This is a genomic window from Shewanella colwelliana (genome assembly GCF_001735525.1).
Taxonomy (GTDB): Bacteria; Pseudomonadota; Gammaproteobacteria; order Enterobacterales; family Shewanellaceae; genus Shewanella; species Shewanella colwelliana.
This window is the reverse complement of sequence record NZ_MCBT01000015.1, coordinates 14,000-34,801: the sequence shown is the minus strand read 5'-3', so window position 1 is coordinate 34,801 and position 20,802 is coordinate 14,000. Positions and strand designations below refer to the sequence as shown.

At 45.9% G+C, this 20,802-nt stretch carries 14 protein-coding genes; 3 read left to right on the top strand and 11 right to left on the bottom strand.

The window, feature by feature from the left end; genetic code table 11:
- Both ilvA and BEL05_RS05800 read left to right on the top strand, forming a co-directional pair.
- A complete protein-coding gene (ilvA, locus tag BEL05_RS05805) occupies positions 1-1,551 on the top strand; it encodes a threonine ammonia-lyase, biosynthetic (RefSeq protein ID WP_028764435.1) in 1,551 nt (516 codons plus the stop codon).
- A 231-nt stretch (positions 1,552-1,782) separates the two neighbouring features.
- The gene (locus tag BEL05_RS05800) at positions 1,783-2,925 is read left to right on the top strand and encodes a pyridoxal-phosphate-dependent aminotransferase family protein (protein ID WP_028764436.1); all 1,143 of its coding nucleotides are present in this window, start codon (positions 1,783-1,785) and stop codon (positions 2,923-2,925) included.
- 66 nt (positions 2,926-2,991) lie between these two features.
- On the opposite strand, the gene BEL05_RS05795 is transcribed toward BEL05_RS05800, so the two are convergent.
- The 10 genes from BEL05_RS05795 to BEL05_RS05750 all read right to left on the bottom strand — a co-directional run bounded on the left by BEL05_RS05795 (position 2,992) and on the right by BEL05_RS05750 (position 15,667).
- Positions 2,992-3,258, bottom strand: coding sequence for a hypothetical protein (locus BEL05_RS05795; protein WP_245686948.1), 267 nt, complete (start codon positions 3,256-3,258; stop codon positions 2,992-2,994).
- A 685-nt stretch (positions 3,259-3,943) separates the two neighbouring features.
- The gene (locus BEL05_RS05790) at positions 3,944-5,836 is read right to left on the bottom strand and encodes a hypothetical protein (protein ID WP_069670580.1); all 1,893 of its coding nucleotides are present in this window, start codon (positions 5,834-5,836) and stop codon (positions 3,944-3,946) included.
- 131 nt (positions 5,837-5,967) lie between these two features.
- The gene (locus BEL05_RS05785) at positions 5,968-7,326 is read right to left on the bottom strand and encodes a sodium-dependent transporter (protein ID WP_069670579.1); all 1,359 of its coding nucleotides are present in this window, start codon (positions 7,324-7,326) and stop codon (positions 5,968-5,970) included.
- Between the two features lie 277 nt (positions 7,327-7,603).
- The gene (locus BEL05_RS05780) at positions 7,604-8,080 is read right to left on the bottom strand and encodes an Lrp/AsnC family transcriptional regulator (protein WP_069670578.1); all 477 of its coding nucleotides are present in this window, start codon (positions 8,078-8,080) and stop codon (positions 7,604-7,606) included.
- Positions 8,081-8,090: 10 nt separating this feature from the next.
- Entirely contained in the window at positions 8,091-8,879 is a 789-nt protein-coding gene (locus BEL05_RS05775) for a phosphatase PAP2 family protein (RefSeq protein ID WP_245686947.1), read from the bottom strand.
- A 75-nt stretch (positions 8,880-8,954) separates the two neighbouring features.
- On the bottom strand, positions 8,955-10,328 hold the full coding sequence (creD, locus tag BEL05_RS05770; protein WP_069670577.1) for a cell envelope integrity protein CreD: 1,374 nt from the start codon (positions 10,326-10,328) through the stop codon (positions 8,955-8,957).
- A gap of 160 nt (positions 10,329-10,488) precedes the next feature.
- The gene (gene ubiK, locus BEL05_RS05765; RefSeq protein WP_069670576.1) at positions 10,489-10,740 is read right to left on the bottom strand and encodes a ubiquinone biosynthesis accessory factor UbiK; all 252 of its coding nucleotides are present in this window, start codon (positions 10,738-10,740) and stop codon (positions 10,489-10,491) included.
- Positions 10,741-10,856: 116 nt separating this feature from the next.
- Positions 10,857-13,943 (bottom strand): multidrug efflux RND transporter permease subunit, encoded by a 3,087-nt coding sequence (locus BEL05_RS05760; RefSeq protein WP_069670575.1) that lies wholly within the window; start codon positions 13,941-13,943, stop codon positions 10,857-10,859.
- A gap of 12 nt (positions 13,944-13,955) precedes the next feature.
- Positions 13,956-15,074 (bottom strand): efflux RND transporter periplasmic adaptor subunit, encoded by a 1,119-nt coding sequence (locus BEL05_RS05755; protein WP_069670574.1) that lies wholly within the window; start codon positions 15,072-15,074, stop codon positions 13,956-13,958.
- A gap of 14 nt (positions 15,075-15,088) precedes the next feature.
- Positions 15,089-15,667, bottom strand: coding sequence for a TetR/AcrR family transcriptional regulator (locus BEL05_RS05750; protein WP_069670573.1), 579 nt, complete (start codon positions 15,665-15,667; stop codon positions 15,089-15,091).
- A 247-nt stretch (positions 15,668-15,914) separates the two neighbouring features.
- On the opposite strand from BEL05_RS05750, the gene rep reads away from it, so the two are divergent.
- Positions 15,915-17,927, top strand: a complete 2,013-nt coding sequence (gene rep, locus BEL05_RS05745) for a DNA helicase Rep (RefSeq protein WP_028764444.1) — start codon at positions 15,915-15,917, stop codon at positions 17,925-17,927.
- An 18-nt stretch (positions 17,928-17,945) separates the two neighbouring features.
- Here rep and BEL05_RS05740 read toward each other — a convergent pair whose 3' ends face one another.
- A complete protein-coding gene (locus BEL05_RS05740) occupies positions 17,946-20,591 on the bottom strand; it encodes a sensor domain-containing diguanylate cyclase (RefSeq protein WP_069670572.1) in 2,646 nt (881 codons plus the stop codon).
- Positions 20,592-20,802 lie beyond the last annotated feature (211 nt).

Below are 20,802 nucleotides of genomic sequence, written 5' to 3'. Positions count from 1 at the left end.
ATGTTGGCATTAGCCTCACAATCTCAGTTAGATCTGGCGCACTATTATCTGCAGAAGATATTGCTATCTTCTGTCTATGATGTGGCCAAGGTTACCCCACTGTCTAGCTTAAATAAGTTGTCGGCGCGCTTGGGGTGTCAGGTGTTTCTAAAGCGTGAAGATATGCAACCTGTGCACTCATTTAAGCTACGCGGCGCCTATAACCGAATTGCGGAGCTCAGTACCGAAGAGTGTGAACGCGGTGTGGTGTGTGCGTCAGCGGGTAATCATGCTCAAGGTGTGGCGATGTCAGCATCGGCGCGCGGTATCAGTGCAGTGATTGTGATGCCAGAAACCACGCCTGATATTAAAGTTGATGCGGTGCGCAGGCTAGGCGGCAATGTGCTGTTGCATGGTCAATCCTTTGATATGGCTAACGAGCATGCCCAACAATTGGCCAAGACTGAAGGGCGTGTGTACGTGGCACCGTTTGATGATGAAGCTGTGATTGCGGGACAAGGCACGGTAGCGCAAGAGATGTTACAGCAGCAGCGTGATCTCGAAGTGGTCTTTGTGCCTGTTGGTGGTGGTGGCTTGATTGCAGGCATTGCAGCCTACTACAAAGCGGTGATGCCACAGGTCAAAATTATCGGAGTTGAGCCAGAAGATTCTGCTTGTCTTAAGGCCGCGCTGGCGGCCGATGAGCGGGTAGTATTGCCGCAAGTTGGGCTCTTTGCCGATGGTGTTGCCGTAAAGCAGATTGGCGCAGAGCCCTTTAGGTTGGCTCGCGAATATGTTGATGATGTGGTGACCGTCACCTCTGACGAAATTTGCGCTGCAGTGAAAGATATTTTTGAAGACACCCGGGCCATTGCCGAACCTGCGGGAGCGTTATCACTGGCCGGTTTAAAGAAGTATATTGGTGATTCAGGTAAAGGGCAGAAGGTGGCAGCCATCTTGAGCGGGGCTAACGTCAACTTCCACAGCTTACGTTATGTGTCGGAACGTTGTGAATTGGGCGAGCAAAAAGAAGCGATTTTGGCAGTTAAAGTCCCTGAGCGTCCAGGTATCTTTTTACGCTTTTGCGAGCTCTTAGAGAAGCGCGCTATGACCGAGTTTAACTATCGCTTCTCTAGTCGCGATAAAGCGGTGGTGTTTGCGGGTATTCGTTTATCTAATGGTCAGGTTGAACTTGATGAGATCATCGCTAACTTAGAAAATGATGGCTTTGAAGTGCAAGATCTCTCTCATGATGAAACTGCCAAATTGCATGTGCGTTATATGGTGGGAGGTCATCCGCCAGAGGCGCTTGAGGAACGTTTGTTTAGTTTTGAGTTTCCCGAACATCCCGGGGCCTTGTTTAAGTTTTTAACCACGTTACAGAGCAAATGGAATATCAGTCTATTCCATTATCGTAATCATGGTGCCGCCTATGGTCGGGTATTGGCTGGATTTGAGGTACCTGAAAGTGACAGTATCGCCTTTCAGCAGTTTTTAACAGAACTCGGCTTTGTCTATCAGGAAGAGACTCAAAGTCCTGCTTATAAACTGTTTTTGGATAACCGCGATTAATGGCTATTTTTATGGCCGGCGGCTACAAACTTTAACGGTTAAAGGGGCGCAGTAGCGCCTTTTTTTATGTTATCTTGCAATGCACTAAGACTAATAAGATGCCAATCATGGCACTACAATAACTGTTAATACGTAGGGAGATAACCTAACGCCTGAGCGGACGTTATCTGATAACACGACAGTTAGCCTTAACCCTAACTTTTTAAGCCACGGCTTTAAAGAGGAAACAAGATGTTAGCAGCACCTAAAGTAAACGCGTTTAATCCCCCACGTAGAACATTGATGGGTCCAGGCCCGTCAGATGTGTACCCCGAAGTATTGGCAGCCCAAGCTCGCCCGACTATTGGACACTTAGATCCCCTTTTTGTCGGCATGATGGATGAGCTTAAGTCGCTTATTCAGTACGCCTTCCAAACTGAAAATGCTATGACGCTTGCGGTATCTGCCCCAGGCAGTGCTGGTATGGAGACCTGCTTTGTTAATTTGGTCGAACCCGGCGAGAAAGTCATTGTGTGTCGCAATGGTGTTTTTGGGGAGCGGATGCGCCAAAACGTTGAACGTGTCGGCGCGATTGCCGTTGTGGTTGACAATGAATGGGGCGAGCCCGTTTCTGTGAGTGATGTTGAAGCCGCTTTAAACGCCAACCCAGATGCGAAATTCCTGGCTTTTGTCCATGCTGAAACTTCAACCGGTGCGCTATCAGATGCCAAACGCCTCTGTGCGCTGGCCAAGCAGCATGATTGTCTCTCTATCGTTGATGCGGTGACCTCATTAGGTGGGGTTGAGCTGCGAGTCGATGAGTGGGGTATCGATGCGATTTACTCAGGTAGTCAAAAGTGTCTCTCCTGCGTACCAGGCTTATCGCCCGTTTCGTTCTCACCAGCGGCGGTCGAGAAACTTAAAGCCCGTAAAACACAGGTACAGAGTTGGTTTTTAGATCAAAGCTTAGTGATGGGCTATTGGAGTGGCGATCAAAGTGCGGGTGGTAAGCGCAGTTATCATCATACCGCGCCTGTGAATGCACTGTATGCGCTTCATGAGTCGCTTCGTCTACTTGCCCAAGAGGGGCTTGAAAATGCGTGGATGCGTCATCAGAGCATGCATCAAGTCTTGCGCGATGGACTCGAGTCATTAGGGCTTAAGTTTGTTGTTGAAGAGCAATCTCGTTTGCCGCAACTCAACGCCGTGTATATTCCTGAAGGGATTGATGATGCCTTAGTGCGTAAGCAATTACTGGAGAACTATAATCTAGAGATAGGCGCGGGATTGGGGGCATTGGCTGGTAAAGCATGGCGTATCGGTTTAATGGGCTTCGGGGCAAGACGTGAAAATGTTGCTCTGTGCCTCAGAGCCTTACAAGAGGTACTTAGCTAATCACTCACAAACAGAAGGGGAACTTAGCTTCCCCTTTTTAGTGACGGATCACTCGCGCCGAGCTATCTAATCTATTGTCATGCCAAAGGAGATTAGCGACACGGTTGAGACCACCGTGACCAGCGAGAATATCGTCCCCAAAATTGCAAATATCTTCTTACGCTGTTTCTGGCATAGCCCCGCTATACCTAACCCTGTGGCGATCAGTGCGGTACCGATAAAAGCAAATAGCAGTAACCCCACTACGATAGCTTCTATAGATTCTTCATTCATGCCGCCAGGAGTGGTGGCTTCGAGTACACCTGCGACAATTAATAAGCCAAAGGTGAGCACTAACGAAACGATGCTTAATACCAATCAGTATAAAGATGTGATCGCTCAGCGAGAAGTTAGCGCTTATGAGGCAAGGCAGCGAGTGAAGAGCATAGTTGTTCTACGGTCAAACTCGTTAACACTGAATCGAAAGCGCTAAAACTCGCCTGTTAGGCGTGTTTTTGGCTGCCTACTTCTGCGTTGAACGGCCTCACAAGGGAACAACCATTCCGTCGCCCATTCGTCTTGAATTAGTTGCCAAAAAACACGCTGAGTAGATCACTTTCTTATACTAATTGGTATAATACAAATGAAGTAATACCAAGCCCTGAATGTTTGGCTTCAATAGCTGGGGTTGCTGACGTTGTTGAGTTTGCTGGTGTGAGTGTAGCTTCCATGCGCTGTCCTTGCTACTGTGGTCAAATCAGTGAAAATAGTTCGACTGACTTTATTTGGATTAAAAATACGCTTCGTAAGAAACCACTTCAACAAAAACATTATCGATAGCAATAGATGCTAGGCGCCCAATTGATGTCCTTATTTTTTATAATGATGAGTTTGAGAGGAGTTAGATCGGGATTTAGTTGGGCTTTAGCAAGATGCCAAAAAGTGAAAGTGACTTTTCACGAGTCGTAGATAACTAACCAGTTTAATGGCTATGAAATAGAGAGAAGGCACCGAGAGGTGCCTTCTCTATTGCTAAACCTTAATAATTCAGGCAAACCGCAGGCGGCAGTGGCGTGTCATCTTCTACCATTAATGCTGGAAACTGGTTGGTGATCTCAGTGTAGGTTTCAGGGTATTTCAAACGTACCAGTGACATTAAACGTTGATGATGCGGATGGATATTGGGTTCAAGTAGCATTAGCAAGGATAAGTACTCCAATAGATGCTCAGGCTTAAATTGGTAATGGCTGGTATCTAGTAACAGGTAAAGCGGATCTCGTCCATTAGCTTTAACTGGGTAGCTAATATGCTGATTAACCAAATGGTTGAGCAGTGGGAGATCGTGTTCAAGTATCGCAATATCTAACCAACTTTTACCCGCATAATCTAGTTTGTCTATGTCCAAACCTTGGTTGATAAGAGAAATGGTTTTGCTACGCGCAACTTGGTACAAAGTGTCGTAGTCGAAAGTCTCTTGACGTAATTCGCTCAGTTGTAATAGCGTGAAATACTCAGGGTTGTAACCTAATAGCTGATAGAAAAACCAACGATTTACCGCCTCTTCTAACTGCGCGTTCTCAACCATTTCAATGGCTTCATTTATCTGACGCTTAGCCGCCAGCCCATATACCGTGCTGCTTAAGCTGTTATCGCCGCCTTGCCAGCTGGGGAGGTGTTGCTGCTGTCGATAGGCAAAGCAATCGGCTAATGCAGGATCAATGTGATGTAAATTTGTGGCGGTGACCTCATGCCCCTCTTTGATTAGTTTATTGCTAAAGTAATCAAGATTATGTGGCTGCCATTGAGTATCGACCTTTTTAACCAGCGATCGGCAACTTGCCACCATTTCAGGTGTGGCACTGTTTGTATTTAGCGTTGCAAAATTGGCGTTAAGTTCCGCTAAAAATGGGGAGTGAGCATCGAATACTAAGGTAGCCTTTGGGGCTATTTCGGTGAGTGTGAGGCCATACATCTGCTGTAAATGTGTTATTTGTTGTGCATCGAAACGGTAAATATGACGAGGAAAGAAACCTAAGGCCTTTTGTTTCGACAGAATGCTAAAGTTGGCAGTGCTATTTACCCCGTGAAGCGCTTTAATTATGTTGGCTTGTTTTGCAATTAACTCATCTTCTAAAGGGGTATCCATGCGGAAATAGTAATCTAGACGGGCAAGGGCATACTCCATGGTTGTGCCAAGGTAGGCATCGTCACTGAGCACGCTGTTTTTTGCCAGTAGAGCTGTGACGATTTGCTCTCTGCCATAGTAGGCTGCGGTATCGATAAGGCGTAGCGTTTCGCCAAAGCCGATAAGCGCGTCAGTATCATCTATTTGTTTAACGGCTAGTAACAACAGCGGCTCATCTAGTGAATCTTGTTTCAGTAACCAATCAACATCCTCAATGGTGAGTTTTACTTCTTTAATCAGGGCTAGCGCGTCAGCTTGGCTGAGTGATGCAATATTATCTATTTGAGGTTGAGGAATACTTCTCTCGACTCGAACAAAAGTAGGTAAGTCAGGTGCTAAGGCTTTTACTTTCTCTGTTAGATTTTGATTCTGCTGTTTAAGTTTCGAGTTCTTTTTGAGCTGTTCAGCTCGCCAACTCGCAGCGAAGTTTGAGTTTAAAAAGTGATCGATAGCCAAGGTGATATCATCGATAGAATACCCCTTGTCTAACCATTGAGCCCATTCGATCTTTCTAGCCCAATTCCATCGTGTTTCTTTGTTAGATTCGATAAGTAACTTACAGCTTTGATAATCCTTAGGCGCGTTAACCTCTGGTTGAGCGGATTCACTATCGAGAGTGACGGGTGATGAGAGGGGTGGGTTTGTGTTTATGCTGTCATTTAACGGCGACGAGCTAGTAGATGGGGTTTGGTTAAACCAAAATAGCACAGCTATACAGACGACTACGGCGACAATGACCTTCTTCATTTAGTTTCAATCCTTAAAACTAGAATACAATTATAGTTATGTTTTATATGGGAATAGTAGCATTAGTGTTCGTCATAGTATAGCTGCGATAACAGGCAAGCTTACGCTTGCCTGTTGAGGGTAATGGAAAACTAACCTGAGATCAGTTGCACTATGATAAGAATGATTAAGACAGGGCAAACAAATTTTACGTAAACAGGCCAAATCTTCCAAAAAAGACCATCGGCATTGGCACCATCTTGTGCGCGAATAGCGGTAATCAGGCTGTTTCTGTTCCATACCCAGCCCAGATAGATGGCGATACCTAGGGCAATAAGAGGTTGGGCGCGTTCAGTGGTGGCGGTGATCATAAAGCCAAACAGCAGCTCAAAGTTTAACACCATAATAATAGACAGCAGCGTGATCACTCCTGCCACTAAATAGGTGGCGCGGTGGCGTTCTATGTTGGCTTTCTCAACAATGTAGCTGGTCGGTACTTCGACAATCGATATTGCAGATGTTAAGCCCGCAATGGTCATTAGTATGAAAAAGATGATAGCAATCAGCGGCCCTAGGACCCCCCCTAAGGTGTCAAACAGGGCTGGTAATACCGTGAATACCAGCGTGTCGGCATTTAATAAGCTGCCGTCGGCGCTGAAGATCTGCACGCCATTATGCTGTGCCACATACATGGCTGGGATGATCATTAACGCTGCAAGAAAGGCCACACTCGTATCCGTTAAGGTGACGTAAGCGGTGAGGGTAGCAATGTTTTCCTGCTTGTTAAGGTAAGCGCCGTATACCATCATCGCGCCAGTTCCAATGGTCAATGAAAAGAAGGTTTGCCCTAGTGCGCCGACTAACACCTCGGTTTCCCAAATTCGGCTAAAATCAGGGACCAATAGCGCAGTTAACCCTTCAGACGCGCCGGGTAGCGTAAGAATATAACCAACGCCTATTACCAATATCAACAGCAGTAATGGCATGAGTCGTTTAGACCAGCGCTCAATTCCTTGTTGCACACCTTGGCGAATGACCAGAACAACCATCAAGGTGAAGATAAGAGTGAATAACAGATTTCGTTCAACCGAGAAGGCCATTAACCAGTTTGCCATTGGTTCAAAGCCCGAAAGCTGGGCAATGGGCGCAATAGCAAAGCTGACAAACCAGCCTGATAGAATCATATAAAAAGTGCAGATTAAGCTGGCGGTGATAATAGAGGCAAAGCCAATAAGCTTACCGACTTGGCGGCTGAATGTTGAGCGTCCAATATTCGCCATGGCGTCTGCGGGGTTAGTTTGGCCGTGACGACCAATCATTAACTCTGCAACCAGCATGGGGTAGCCGAGGATAAGAATGAGCACCAGATAAACCAGTAGAAATGCACCGCCGCCATGGGTTGCTGCTTGCGTTGGAAACCCCCAAATATTGCCGACACCGACGGCACTACCTGCTGCGGCCATGATGAAGCCAATTCTTGAACTAAAATGGCTGGAATCGTTTGAACTCATCGTGCTCTCCCCTGCAAAAGAGGGCGAATCATAGACCTTTATTCTAGCGGGTCAATAGTAAAGTTCTGCCGGTTTTAGGCTCTTTGTTGGCGAGTATTTCTGTATTTTTGCCTGTTTGTGGATAATTATTGCTAATAAATATTATATCTTGAGATTTACTTGCTTTGTGGTTTGAGTGGGGACGGTTAGCGCGATCTGATTGCGCCAGAAAATAAAACCCAATCTGTGCAAAAGATCGGTTTTATTGCCTGACACTAATGAGGTGTTGGGCTTGTGGCTAGGATTTTGGTAATGGAATTGCGGTTTGGTTTTTCACCTGTTTCAGTACAAAGCTTGAACGAATACCGGCAATATCTTGCTGGGTGGTGAGCTTCTCTAATAGAAAGCGCTTAAAGGCTTCCATGTCGCACACCAGCACTTTTAGCTGATAATCGGCATCACTACCTGTGAGTAAACAGCATTCAAGTACTTCATCGTAGCTGCTCATTGCTAGCTCAAATGCATCGAGTATTGCTTGGCTGTGCTTCTCTAAGCGGACCTGGATATAGGCGGTGAGCTGCAGATCAAAGTGCTTTGGGTTAAGCAGTGTGGCATAACCTGCAATAAAGCCGGCCTCTTCAAGCGCTTTAACCCTGCGTGAGCAGGGCGACGCCGATAACCCTACAAGCGAGGCTAACTCTTGATTGGCTAAACGACCATGTTGCTGAAGCAACGCCAGTATTTTCAAGTCGATATCATCTAGCTGCAGGGTCATATTAAGTACTCTATGGCGTGGTTAATGGTTTTGTATTGGTGAGCGTTGCGATTAAGGTGGCAAGGCGAGGCCAGCATCGATTCATCCCCCAAATACAGGCTAAACCTATAAGACCGCCGATAACCGTCGAGGCCAGCACGTCTTGTGACCAGTGCATTCCTAGCAGCATGCGGCTAAAGCCCATACCTAAGCTCCACAAACATAATAGAGATGGTAATAGATATTGGCCGCTAAGCAATAGGAAGTAGCTCATTACCATAGATAAGGTCACGGCAAATAGCGTATGCCCAGAGGGGAAAGCGAAGCCGACTTCATTCCGCCAATGACTGGCGATAAGAGGCGATAATTGCAAATTATGGGGGTCAGTGGTGAATTGATTGACGGCATGGTTGATAACAGGTTTGCGTTGCGCTGGGGCTAGTTGATAAAACTCGTTAATATTGAGCAGTTGTTGCTGATGCAGTAATTGGGCATTGGGCCTAGGTTCGCTGAAGTACGGCTTTAGAAACTGGTTGAGCGCTAAGGTCGACACCATACTAATAGAGACCGTGATAAACAGTGGCAGAAAGTGGGCTTTGGATATTTGTCTAAAGCACAAACCGAGCAAGACTAAGACGGTAAGTACGCCAAATGGCGCTGTGCCAGAAGAGGTCAACCAATAGAGGCCTTCTGCCTGGGATGAATTAAGTGAGATGAGTGGAAACATGGCTGTGTGAGTTAGCAGTAGTATGGCTGGCACACTGATAAGCAACATCCACCCAAGTAACAGATAGATTTTTCGGCGTAATGAAAGTGTCAAAGAGAGGCCTCACAAAAAACAGCAAGGCTAACCTGTCCATGTTGGGCTGGCTAGCCTTAGCGACATAAACTGAGATTAATTTTGCTTCATCTCTACAAGGTCTTCTGGGCTATGTCGGGTGATATACATCAAAATTCCCAGCACCACGACTAATAAACCTGTGCCCATCAATAGTGCATAATCTTCGAGTTTTAGAATGGAGTAAAGCACACTATAGAGGGCGATGAGCATGGCCGCCATTATTCCTCCTCGTTTGGCGCTGCGAGTGACGCTGCCAATATAGATTGAAACCGAAAATAGCGGCATAGCGGCGGCTATCAGATAGGCATAGCCAAATCTAATATGTTCTGAGAGTGACAACAGCACAAGGTAGAATAGCGTCATGGCACTGGCGACCAATAGATATTGAATGGTAGATAGCGACTGTGCTTGGCCCAACTCAAAAATCAGCAACATGATGCTAGTGAGGATGATGAAAAGCAGGCCATACTTTACTGCTCGCTCAATTTTTCCGTAGTGAGTCACTGGCTCAAATAGTGTGGTGTGGGCGTTGACCTCGCGTAAGTTGATTTGATTGTTTTTACTAAAGCGCTGCGGATAGTTACGGGTTAAATGACTCACATTCCATGTTGCGCTAAATCCATTACTGTCGATTTCGCGAGCCATGGGAAGTAGACCACTAAAGCTAGGGTGGGGCCAATCGGCATTAAGGTTAATTGTGGTTTGTTGGCCTGTAGGCAGCACACTCAGCCCCTGAGAGCCTCGTAGATTGATAGTGAAAGCCAGATTTAATTGCTTTGTGCTTTCGGGTAAGTTAATTGCTTGATGAAAGCCTCTATCAAGGCCTGATAGCTGGCCAAGTCCGGTACCCGGCATCAGCGTATTACTTTGCTCAATCGGCTGTTGAGCCCCACCGCTGCTTGGGGGGAGTTGTGGTTTAAATAGGTCGATACTGTCGATAGCTTGATTTGCTGAGATACCAAATACCAGTCGTGCACGCTCAGGATACGTATTGACGATATTTGGTAGGTCAATCTTGCCGATATCGAAGTTAGCAGAACCCGATAGGGTGGCGTTATATACCAAAGATTGAAAAATTCCTCGAGAGAGAAAGTCATGTTTAAGACTGATATCAAGGTTGAGATCTGTGGGCAAAATAATAAATTCACTATCGAGGGTATGCCGTGTTTTAGTGAGCTGACCCTGCTCATTAAAGCTTTCTTGAATCATCTCATAGGTATAGGGGAGCACAAGCGCTGGGCCTGCAATCTCTTGTTGTTCCCCCCATGATTGGCCAATTTCCGCCACCACTTGATGATAAAGCTGTTGTCTGTCAAAGGTCATATCCATGACTAACCCTAGGGGAATGAGTGAGCCTAGGGTTAGCAGTGCGATGAACAGTATTTTTTGGCTTAACGGACTATGACTCAGTCCAATGCGGTTTAACATATAAATTCCCTCTTATACCGATCGGTATCTAGCGTTATGGTGTTTGGCTATATTTAATCAGGTTAAAAGGAGATAAGGGGGGCAGACTGATGATCAATGGTGGCGAAAAAGAGGCAATAAAAAAGAGCGCATTGCGCTCTTTTTTAAATCAGTAAGGAGCTTATTCTTGCTTAAGCTTCGCTTCTAAAGCATCAACTTGTGCTTGCAGGGCTTCTAGCTTTTCGCGGGTTTTTAACAGCACATGTTGCTGCACATCAAACTCTTCACGGGAAACAACATCAAGTTTCATCAACTGATTTTGTAATATCTGCTTGCTCTTGTCTTCAAACTCGCCGGCAAATTGCTTTAGGCCGCTAGGTAGGTTGTCGCTAAGTTGCTTGGCAACTTCTTCGATCTTCTTTGGATTAATCATTGTCTAAGTCTGCTCTTGGCCATCAAGTATGTATGGTTGAGAATTGTACCTGAGCTAGCTGGGATTAGAAATAAAAAGGCCTAGCTATACTAGGCCTTTTGTGACTTTCGCGATAGCTACCCCTTATCTGGCTGGGCGAATTCTTCATCAAACACTGGTAAAGGTTCGTGCTTCTCTGCCAGATAGACATAGATAACCGGCAAGACAAACAGGGTAAATAGTGTACCGATAGCTAAGCCTGATACGATCACTAAACCAATATTAAAGCGTGCCACAGCCCCCGCGCCAACGGCAAATAGGAGTGGAATCAAACCTGCAATCATGGCCGCCGTTGTCATCAAGATAGGGCGCAGACGAATTGTAGCTGCCAGCTTAATGGCATCAAGCTTACTCAAGCCGTTATGAAGCTGCTCCTCTTTTGCCACTTCACACATCAAAATCCCGTGTTTGGTGATGAGCCCCACTAGGGTAATAAGCCCAACTTGGGTATAGATGTTCATCGACGATAGGCCAAAAATATGAGTCCAGCCCAGCGCGATTAGTGCACCACTGATGGCCAACGGTACTGATACTAAGATAACCAGTGGGTCTCTCACGCTTTCAAATTGACTGGCGAGCACTAAGAAGATGATCGCGAGTGCCAGGCCAAAGGTGGCAAACAGCGCCGAACCTTCGGTAACATATTGACGAGCTTCACCAAGAAAATCATAGCTATAACCCTTAGGCAGGTCATTGTCGCCAATGTTCTTTAAGAAGTCGATGGCATCGCCAATGGCCACACCTGGGGTGGCGACACCGCCAACGGTTAGCGCATTCATCTGGTTAAAGTGCGGCAGCGACCTTGGTTGCGAGACCATCTCGATATCGACCAAACTCGATAGCGGAATCGACTTACCATCGGCGGCGGTGAGGTAGTATCCCGCTAGTGATTCTGGGTTGGCGCGATACTGACGTTCAACTTGGGGGATCACTTCATAAGAGCGACCATCTAAGTTGATGCGGTTAACGTAGCCATCACTCATCATAGTGGTGAGCGTCATACCAATATCTTGCATGGTAATGCCATAGCTCCCTGCTAAATCCCTTTTTATGTGGATTTTCATGGTGCCAGAGTCAAATTTTAAGTTGATCTCTGAGTAGACGAATAACGGACTTTTCTGCACTTTTTCAAGCACGCTGGAGCCAATTTGAAACAGGCTTTCAAATGAGTTCGATGTAGTGATCACAAACTGGATGGGTAAGCCGCCTGACGCGCCAGGTAGCTCAGGCATTTGGAAGGTGGTCACTGCCATACCAGGTACTTGTTTTACCTCTTCAGCAAACATTTTCTGTACCTGTTTTTGACTCATATCGCGCTCACTCCAAGGGACTAATGGTGCAATACCAAATGCTTGATTGGAATTAGGCACACCCACAAAGGCAAGTGATGCCGCCGCTTCAGCATGGGAGCTGATGATGTCTGTCACCTCAGCCATATTGGCTTGGATATAGTCGAGGTTAGCGGTAGAGGGCGCAGTGCCCATCATCATGACCACGCCTTTATCTTCATTGGGTGCCAGTTCAGATGGAATGAACTTGAACATGATAGGCAGTGAAACAAACACAATCACAGCAAAAGCGATAATAACCGGACGACGTTGCATCACCGCGTCAAGCATTTTGCTGTAACGCTGTGTCATATTATCTAAGAAGCTCTCAACCCCCGCCTCGAAACGATTAGGTGCAGCATGAGGCTTAAGGATCTTAGAACACATCATTGGCGATAGGGTGAGTGCGACGATCCCTGAAATAAATACCGCGCCAGCAAGGGTTAAAGCAAACTCCTTAAATAGCGAACCTGTGATCCCCCCCATGAGGGCAATTGGTGCATACACGGCGGCGAGTGTGATGGTCATGGATATCACCGGAACGGCAATTTCACGGGTGCCTATGATGGCTGCTCTAAATGGGGTTTCTCCAAGCTTGATATGCCTGTCGACATTTTCGACCACCACAATGGCATCATCGACCACCAAGCCAATGGCCAATACCATTGCCAGTAGGGTCATTAAGTTAAGGGTAAATCCAAAGAGCTGCATGATCACAGCAACGCCAATAAGGGATAATGGAATGGTCACAATAGGAATGACGACCGCGCGCAATGAGCCTAGAAACAGGGTGATCACCACAATCACAATCAACGCTGCCTCACCAATGGTTTTAATCACCTCTTGAATCGATTCATCGATAGCTAAAGAGGAGTCATAAAGAATACGCACCTTCATTGACGCTGGCAGGTTACGTTCTATGTCAGGCATTAGTTCGCGAGCATCGGCAGCAACCACTAGCGGGTTAGCCGTTGGGGTGACATCTAGCCCAACGACAACGGCTTCCTGTCCGTCGGCCAACGCGCGATAGATATCGTGACTTTTCTCTAGGCTAACATCGGCAATATCACCTAAGCGGATCACTAAGCCCTCTTTACTGCCGACAACTAGACGTTTTAGTTCATCGACAGTAGCCACTTGGGTGTCGGCGGTACCGTTAAACAGGGTAAATACCCCATTAGCCTGACCTACCGCAGATTGGTAGTTGTTGGCTTGCAGTACTTGCATGACATCTGTCGAGGAGAGGTTAAAAGCACCCATACGAGCGGGATCTAACCATATTCGCATCGCATACTTGATGCCGCCATAAAGATTAACCTTGGCGACGCCATCAATGGTAAATAGTTGAGGCTTTACCACACGTTCAAGGTAGTCGGTGATCTGACTGGAGTTGATCTCATCACTATAAAAAGAGATATACAGGACAGAGGTTTGTGATCCTGTAGACATCTCAACGGTGGGGTCTTCCGCCTCTTTAGGTAGTTGGGATCTTACTGAGTTCACCTTAGCGAGAATATCGGCGAGTGCACCGTTAGGATCTGTGTTGAGCTTCATGTAAACCGTGATCTTTGAGCTACCTAGAAAGCTGTCAGAGGTCATAAAGTCGACGTTGTCTGCTTGGGCTAATGCTTGTTCAAGGGGCTGAGTAATAAACCCCTGAATGAGATTGGCATCTGCGCCATAATAGCTGGTGGATACGGTGACAACCGTATTGGTCATCTCTGGGTATTCACGTACCTGCATGCCGTTGAGGGAATTAAATCCCAAAATGAGTAGCAAGATACTGATGGATGCCGCTAAAACAGGCCTGCGGATAAATATATCGGTAAAACGCATGGCTAATCTCCGTTAAAGCTGTGGCATGTTAGCTGGCGGTGTGAGTGCATCGCTTTGTGTAACGCTAACCTTGCTATTGTTACTTAAACGAAGTTGCCCAGAGGTAACAATATTGTCACCTGCTTTTATCGCACCACTCACGAGCGCGTCGTTACCGTTGCGCTCAAGTACGTCAACATTCACTTGTTTGACTCGCTTAACTGTCTCACCATCTTCAGTTTTATCTTCAATGATAAAAATAGAGTTGCCGTAAAGGGTGAAGGTAATGGCGTTTTGAGGCAGAACAATTTGCTCTGTCATCTCTGGCAGTAGCACTGCGACCCTAGCAAACATACCGCTGCGGAGTTTGGCATCAGTGTTTGGGATTGTGGCTTGTATTTGAATGAGACCACTTTGATAAAATACCGCGGGCTCAATGGCGGAGATAAGTCCTTCAAATGGTGTATCTGGGTAGGCATCTACATATACATGAATGCTTTGACCCTTACTCACTTTTGGTAGTTGGGTTTGTGGAATAGTAAAGCGGATCTTCATGGTAGAGATATCTTCAAGACGCACAATGTCAGTGCCGGCTTGTAAGTATTCACCTAAGTTGACACCACGGATACCCACCAAACCACTAAATGGTGCATCAATCTCGCGGCGCTCAATGGTGGCAGTGAGGCTTTCAATATCAGCCTTTAGAGTGAGGTATTTGGCTTCACTATTATCGAGATCTTGTTTGGATACCGAATTTTGTTTGTAGAGTCGAGAGAGACGCTTAAAGTCAGCTTCTGCTGCGGGGAGTTGTACCATCTTACTTTTTAAGTTTGCCTTTTCTACAGCAGAGTCGAGTTCGATAAGGTTTTGGCCAACTTGTACTTCACTGCCATTTTCAAAGTTGATGTTTGCTACTACTCCAGAGAGTTCATTGGCAATAGTCACTCCTTGATTGGGCTCGACAAAACCAATGGCATCGATCGTTGGCTGCCAATGTTGCGGTGTCACGACCATGGCGGTGATGGGGGAAACGGGCTCGGGCATATTGGCGATAGCATCGGCAATTTTGCCTTTAACCATTAAGTTGAAGCCAATCACTGAGCCAAAGGCCAACATTGCTATGATTAGCATTATCAGGGTCCACTTTTTCATTGTCCTGACGGCTCCTATTTCTGTAAATATGTGGGGGTAAGTATAGCTAGCCAACAGAGATGGCAAGCTTGTTCAATTTCATTGACGTCATATTGCATTTGCCCCCGGCGAATACTTCTGCCTAAGGAGACGGCTGGCTCAAATGCGATGGCAAACAGTACTTTGTCTTGCAGAGGGTGAAAAATCTTAAGTTCACGGCCTTGTTCAAATAGCTCATGTAATTTGCCAAAGGTCTGTCTCTCAAAGCCTTGGTGGGCATCATTATCGATGCCAGGTAGATGAATATACTGTTCATAGCTCAGGTTCGTAGATGTACGCTGGCGACCAAAATTAACAATATTGTGCCAGACGCGTTTAAAGCGATCTTCGATGGAGCCATTGTCTATATCGGCTAAGATACGATCAGCGACTAATCGCAATACATTTTTTCGCAGCTCGCCGATTAACTCATCTTTATCTTTGAAATAGCGATAGATGGTACCAGCTGCGACGCCAGCCTCGCTTGCTATTTGCTGCATAGATAAACCTTGTAATCCCTTAGTTGCAATGATCTTTTCTGTGGCATCAAAAATTAGTTGGCGTTTATCATCCATACTCTTCTCTACTTTGTGAATGAACGTTCATTCAGTATTTTAGCTACATTGATGAAAATCGGCAATCACAAAATCAAAAATGGTTAGATTGGAAGGTGAAGTTGTGGTGGCTTAAAGCATTCACCAGCATGAACAAGTAGCGTTAATATAAAAATGAGCCAATATTTTTGGCATCGAAATAAGAGAGATTCTGGTATGATCACTGGCTGATTTAAATGTGCTTGTTTAGTTTGGTAGTCATCAATTCATGAAGCTCAATCCCGGTCAAAATGATGCCGTACACTATGTTTCTGGTCCCTGCCTTGTATTGGCGGGTGCCGGTAGTGGTAAGACGCGTGTGATCATCAATAAAATCGCATACTTGGTGCAAAAGTGTGGTTATCAGGCTCGCACTATTGCAGCCGTGACCTTTACTAATAAAGCCGCTCGCGAGATGAAAGAGCGTGTGGCGCAGTCTATGGGACGTAAAGAAGCGCGTGGATTGTGGATTTCGACCTTCCATACCTTAGGTCTGGAGATCATAAAGCGTGAATACAAGGTGGTTGGACTCAAACCGGGTTTTTCACTGTTTGATGATCAAGACAGCTTGGCATTGCTCAAAGAGCTGACCGAAGATGAGCTAGATGGCGATAAAGATCTACTGCGTATGTTGATGACGGCTATCTCTAATTGGAAAGGTGATCTGGTCATCCCAGAACAAGCGAGAAAGATAGCTAAAGATGAGCAGGCACAGTTGTTCGCGCTTCTCTACCAGCGTTATGCACAGCACATGAAAGCCTATAATGCGCTGGATTTTGACGATCTAATCCTGATTCCCACGCTGTTACTCAGGCACAATCAAGAGGTGAGGGAACGCTGGCAGAAGCGGATTCAATATCTGCTGGTGGATGAGTATCAAGACACCAACACCAGTCAGTATGAGTTAGTTAAACTGCTGGTGGGTGAGCGTGCACGCTTTACCGTGGTGGGGGATGACGATCAATCGATTTACTCATGGCGCGGCGCTAAGCCTCAAAATTTGGTGCTATTAGGTAAAGATTTTCCCTCACTGAGATTGATTAAGCTGGAGCAGAACTATCGCTCTAGTCAGCGCATATTGCGCGCGGCGAACATTTTGATTGCCAACAACCCTCATGTATATGACAAATCGCTGTTTAGTGAACTAGCTTACGGTGAACCGCTAAGAGTATTAATGGCGGCCAACGAGGAGCAAGAGGCTGAGCGAGTGATTGCTGAGATGATTCGGCATAAGTTTATGGGTAAGACCCAGTATGGTGATTACGCCATCTTGTATCGGGGTAATCATCAGTCTCGCTTGCTTGAACGCTCATTAATGACCAACCGTATTCCCTACAAGTTAAGTGGTGGTACCTCATTTTTTGGTCGTGCAGAGATTAAAGACATCATGGCGTACCTGCGCCTGGTGGTAAACCCCGATGATGACAATGCGTTTTTGCGGGTGGTTAACTTGCCCAAGCGTGGTATTGGTCCTGCGACATTAGAGCGTTTAGGCAACTATGCTAATGAAAAACAGATCTCCATGTTTGAGGCCATTTTTCAATCTGAACTGAACCATCATTTGCCACCAGCGGCGATGGCATCCCTGTATAAGTTTGGTAAGTTTATTGTTGATACGGGTGAAGAGGCTAATCGAGGCGAGCCAGTTGAAGCGGTGAAACATCTGATTCGTAATATCAATTACGAAGACTACCTCTATGAAACCAGTACCAGTGCCAAAGCAGCCGAGATGCGCATGAAAAATATCTCTGAGCTTTATCGTTGGGTAACGGAGATGCTACAAGGGGATGATCTCGATGAGGGGATGACGCTGCCTGAAGTGGTCACGCGTTTGACCTTGCGGGACATGATGGAGCGCAACAGTGAGGATGAAGCCGGCGATCAGGTGCAATTAATGACCTTGCACGCCTCTAAGGGACTGGAGTTTCCTTACGTCTTTATGGTGGGCGTTGAAGAGCGTATCTTGCCGCATCAATCCAGCATTGATGAAGACAATGTCGAGGAGGAGCGCCGCCTCGCGTATGTTGGCATCACGCGAGCGCAAAAAGAGCTATGGTTTATGATCTGTCGTGAACGTCGTCAGTTTGGTGAAGTGATGCGCTGTGAGCCTAGTCGCTTCTTAATGGAACTACCGCAAGATGATCTGATTTGGGAGCATCGTAAACCCGCGCAGACTGAAGAGCAGCGAGTACAATCGGGCAAAAGCAACATTGCTAACTTGCGAGATATGTTTAAGAAATAGAGCATGTTAGATAACCGCTTAGGCGTAACGGTTTGTCTCGTGATGCTTGGGAGGCTCGAGTCTTGTGCTATCTAGCGTTTCACCTAATGCCTGACCTTGACCGAGTGAAAAGCCTAAGCTCGCTAACTGTTGTCGTTGCAGGTCAGTTTTTACCCCATCAACATACAGTTCGAGCTCTAATGCTTGGGCGCTAAGCTGGTGGGCCTTAAGCAGGTTTTTATGCTGAGGATGATTCAAGTGGCTGATGTAGCTTGGATCGAGCTTTAGTCCGCTTAAGGGTAAAAAACTTAAACTGCTTAGGGCACAATGGGCGCTGCCATAGGCGCTGAGCCCAATATTGACGTTGAGTTTTTTTAGCGTATCAAATGCATTAATGTGGCTTTCACTGTCTTGTACAAACGCCTTTTCATCAAAAAAGGCCCAGATGTGATCACTTGGAAAAAAGCTCTGTTTTATTCGATTTTTTAATTTACGCACCGCATGTTTATGCTTGAGATGTTGACTGGAAATATTGAGGTGCACATGGGTGTCGGCATTCATGCTAACACTGAGTTTGTTGTAGTCGTCGTTGAGTTGCTCGATGAGATAAAGGTCGAGTTCTTTAAGTAAGTTACAGTGCTCGGCGATATTCGCCAGCTGTGCCTGTTTAATTTTGCCTAACTGAGTATGTTGCCAATACAGGCGTGGCTCAAGAGCAACCACTTTTTGGGAGTCTAGAGTCATAATGGGAAAGTACTGTAGCGCGAGGGCTTTTTTCTTGAGCGCTTCGCGCAACTCGATCTCTAAGGTGACATCGTGTGCTTGCTGATGACTAGTGCTATCGTCAAATATCACATAGCAACCTTTACCGTTGGACTTAGCTTGATACATAGCTGCATCGGCATCTTTAAGCAGTGACTCGCTGGTGTCGGTATTGTTTTTACCGCTAAAGGCGATGCCAATACTCGCGCCAGAGGTGAAACTCTGATTCGCTAACTGATAGGGAGTGGCTAGCTCTCCTAAAATTCTTTCTGCTACTTCAATGGCATCATGGTTGTTATTAATCGAATCTAACAGAATGACAAACTCATCGCCGCCAATGCGTCCTAAGGTATCGTTTTCTCGGATACAAAGGTTTAATCTGCGCGCCGTTTCAATCAGGAATCGATCCCCTTGGATATGACCTAAGGTATCGTTAATTAATTTGAAACGATCAAGGTCAATAAACAATAGTGCAAACCTGTCTGAGTCATGCCGCCTGACATGTTTAACGGCTTGAGCGAGTCGTTCTAAAAACATGGCGCGATTTGGCAAGCCAGTTAATGTGTCATGACTTGCATCGTGCACCAACTGTTGCTCCACCTTACAACGCTGGGCAATCTCTTTTTCAAGGTCTTGATTTAGTGTGGCTAATGCACGAGTGCGTTCAACGACTTTCTCTTCTAACTGTTCATAGCTTTGCTGCAGTGATTGAGCTGATAGCTTACGTTCGATTGCAGAGGCGATATGCTGTGACACAAAGGTAAGCAGACCGAGATCTTTCTCTTGATAGGTTTGGGAGTCGCTAAAACTATAAATGGTTAACGCTCCCCGAACGACGCCTTGAATAAACAGTGGAACGCCAATCCATTGATAGATAGTTTCTGTGTAGTTGAGCTGTGGTGCTTTGGCGTATAGCAGCTTGTTCTGTATCAGTGATTTGATATCACCACTATCGAGTAATGAAGGACGCTTATGCTTTAAAATATACTCGGTTAAGCCATCAGCTAACGGACGGTTCTGAGGTTGACCAACGTTGAGCTGTGAGACGTAGAAAGGAAACTGCAAGTTGCGCCCTGTGTCATCGAGCAATGCGATATAACAGTTGTTTGCGGGCAGCAGATGACTAATGATTTGATGTAACTCCGCATAGAAAGTGCTGTCATCAAGATCTGCATTCGATAGTTCTGCTATTTCGAAAAGCGACTTCTGCAATTTCTCTGCTCGACGGCGCTCAGTGACTTCTCGTTGCAACTTATCGTAAGCCACGCTGAGCTCTTTAGTTCGGTACTCGATGGCTGCTTCTAGATTGTGCTGATATTGAACGCGTTCAATAACCCCGGCAACATGTTGGCTGATGAAGGTCATCAGCTCCACTTCTATGTCACCATAGCAAATGGCTGGGTTGTAACTTTGAACCGCTAAAACCCCAATGGTTTGCTCACCACTAAAAATGGGCACACCTAACCATTGATGACAAGAGGAACCTCTGCTGACAATTTCGTTATTGGCAATCAGTTGTTCATATTTGTCATTGTCACAAAGGAGCGGGGTCTGATGCTTAAGCACATAACCTGTTAAGCCACTATGTAGGGTTTGAGAGATATCTTCGCTTGGATAGAGCTTGCTGGGGTGTTGATCTTTTTCATCAACGAAAAAGGGCACATCGAGTCTATTGGTTTGCAGGTTCAGGATAGCGATGAAAAAATTGTCAGCGGGCAACAGCTTATTGAGATTATTTTGAATGCCCGCGTAAAATTCGTCAGCGTGCTCAACACGTGCTGCTAGATTTGAGATATCTAACAGAGTATTTTGAATGATTTCTGAACGCTTGTATTTTCGAGCGAGGCTCTTTAAGCGTTTAATCCTTTTAAATAACCGACCAATTTCTCGTGGCGAGTATTGGTTTGTTTTTTCCCTAAACATGGCTCCGCCAATCGCTTAAATTTATTTTTATTGATTAGGTTTGAGGTAATAGCTATTGATAGCATAAAAAAGCACCATCACCAAGTCATAATTTTGACCCCAACACCATCGTAAAAGGCCTAAATCTGTTAAAAGTTGAGCAAACGCATAAAAAAAACCGTAATAGCTATAGACGTGCCGTTAAATAATCCATACTATATGCGGCGCTAAC

What these genes read in the sequence shown, in the direction of transcription:
- BEL05_RS05760 (WP_069670575.1), bottom strand. Translation starts at nt 13,943, where the DNA reads ATGCGTTTTACCGATATATTTATCCGCAGGCCTGTTTTAGCGGCATCC.
- ilvA (WP_028764435.1), top strand. Translation starts at nt 1, where the DNA reads ATGTTGGCATTAGCCTCACAATCTCAGTTAGATCTGGCGCACTATTAT.
- creD (WP_069670577.1), bottom strand. Translation starts at nt 10,328, where the DNA reads ATGTTAAACCGCATTGGACTGAGTCATAGTCCGTTAAGCCAAAAAATA.
- BEL05_RS05780 (WP_069670578.1), bottom strand. Translation starts at nt 8,080, where the DNA reads ATGACCCTGCAGCTAGATGATATCGACTTGAAAATACTGGCGTTGCTT.
- BEL05_RS05800 (WP_028764436.1), top strand. Translation starts at nt 1,783, where the DNA reads ATGTTAGCAGCACCTAAAGTAAACGCGTTTAATCCCCCACGTAGAACA.
- BEL05_RS05790 (WP_069670580.1), bottom strand. Translation starts at nt 5,836, where the DNA reads ATGAAGAAGGTCATTGTCGCCGTAGTCGTCTGTATAGCTGTGCTATTT.
- BEL05_RS05750 (WP_069670573.1), bottom strand. Translation starts at nt 15,667, where the DNA reads ATGGATGATAAACGCCAACTAATTTTTGATGCCACAGAAAAGATCATT.
- rep (WP_028764444.1), top strand. Translation starts at nt 15,915, where the DNA reads ATGAAGCTCAATCCCGGTCAAAATGATGCCGTACACTATGTTTCTGGT.
- ubiK (WP_069670576.1), bottom strand. Translation starts at nt 10,740, where the DNA reads ATGATTAATCCAAAGAAGATCGAAGAAGTTGCCAAGCAACTTAGCGAC.
- BEL05_RS05740 (WP_069670572.1), bottom strand. Translation starts at nt 20,591, where the DNA reads ATGTTTAGGGAAAAAACAAACCAATACTCGCCACGAGAAATTGGTCGG.
- BEL05_RS05785 (WP_069670579.1), bottom strand. Translation starts at nt 7,326, where the DNA reads ATGAGTTCAAACGATTCCAGCCATTTTAGTTCAAGAATTGGCTTCATC.
- BEL05_RS05755 (WP_069670574.1), bottom strand. Translation starts at nt 15,074, where the DNA reads ATGAAAAAGTGGACCCTGATAATGCTAATCATAGCAATGTTGGCCTTT.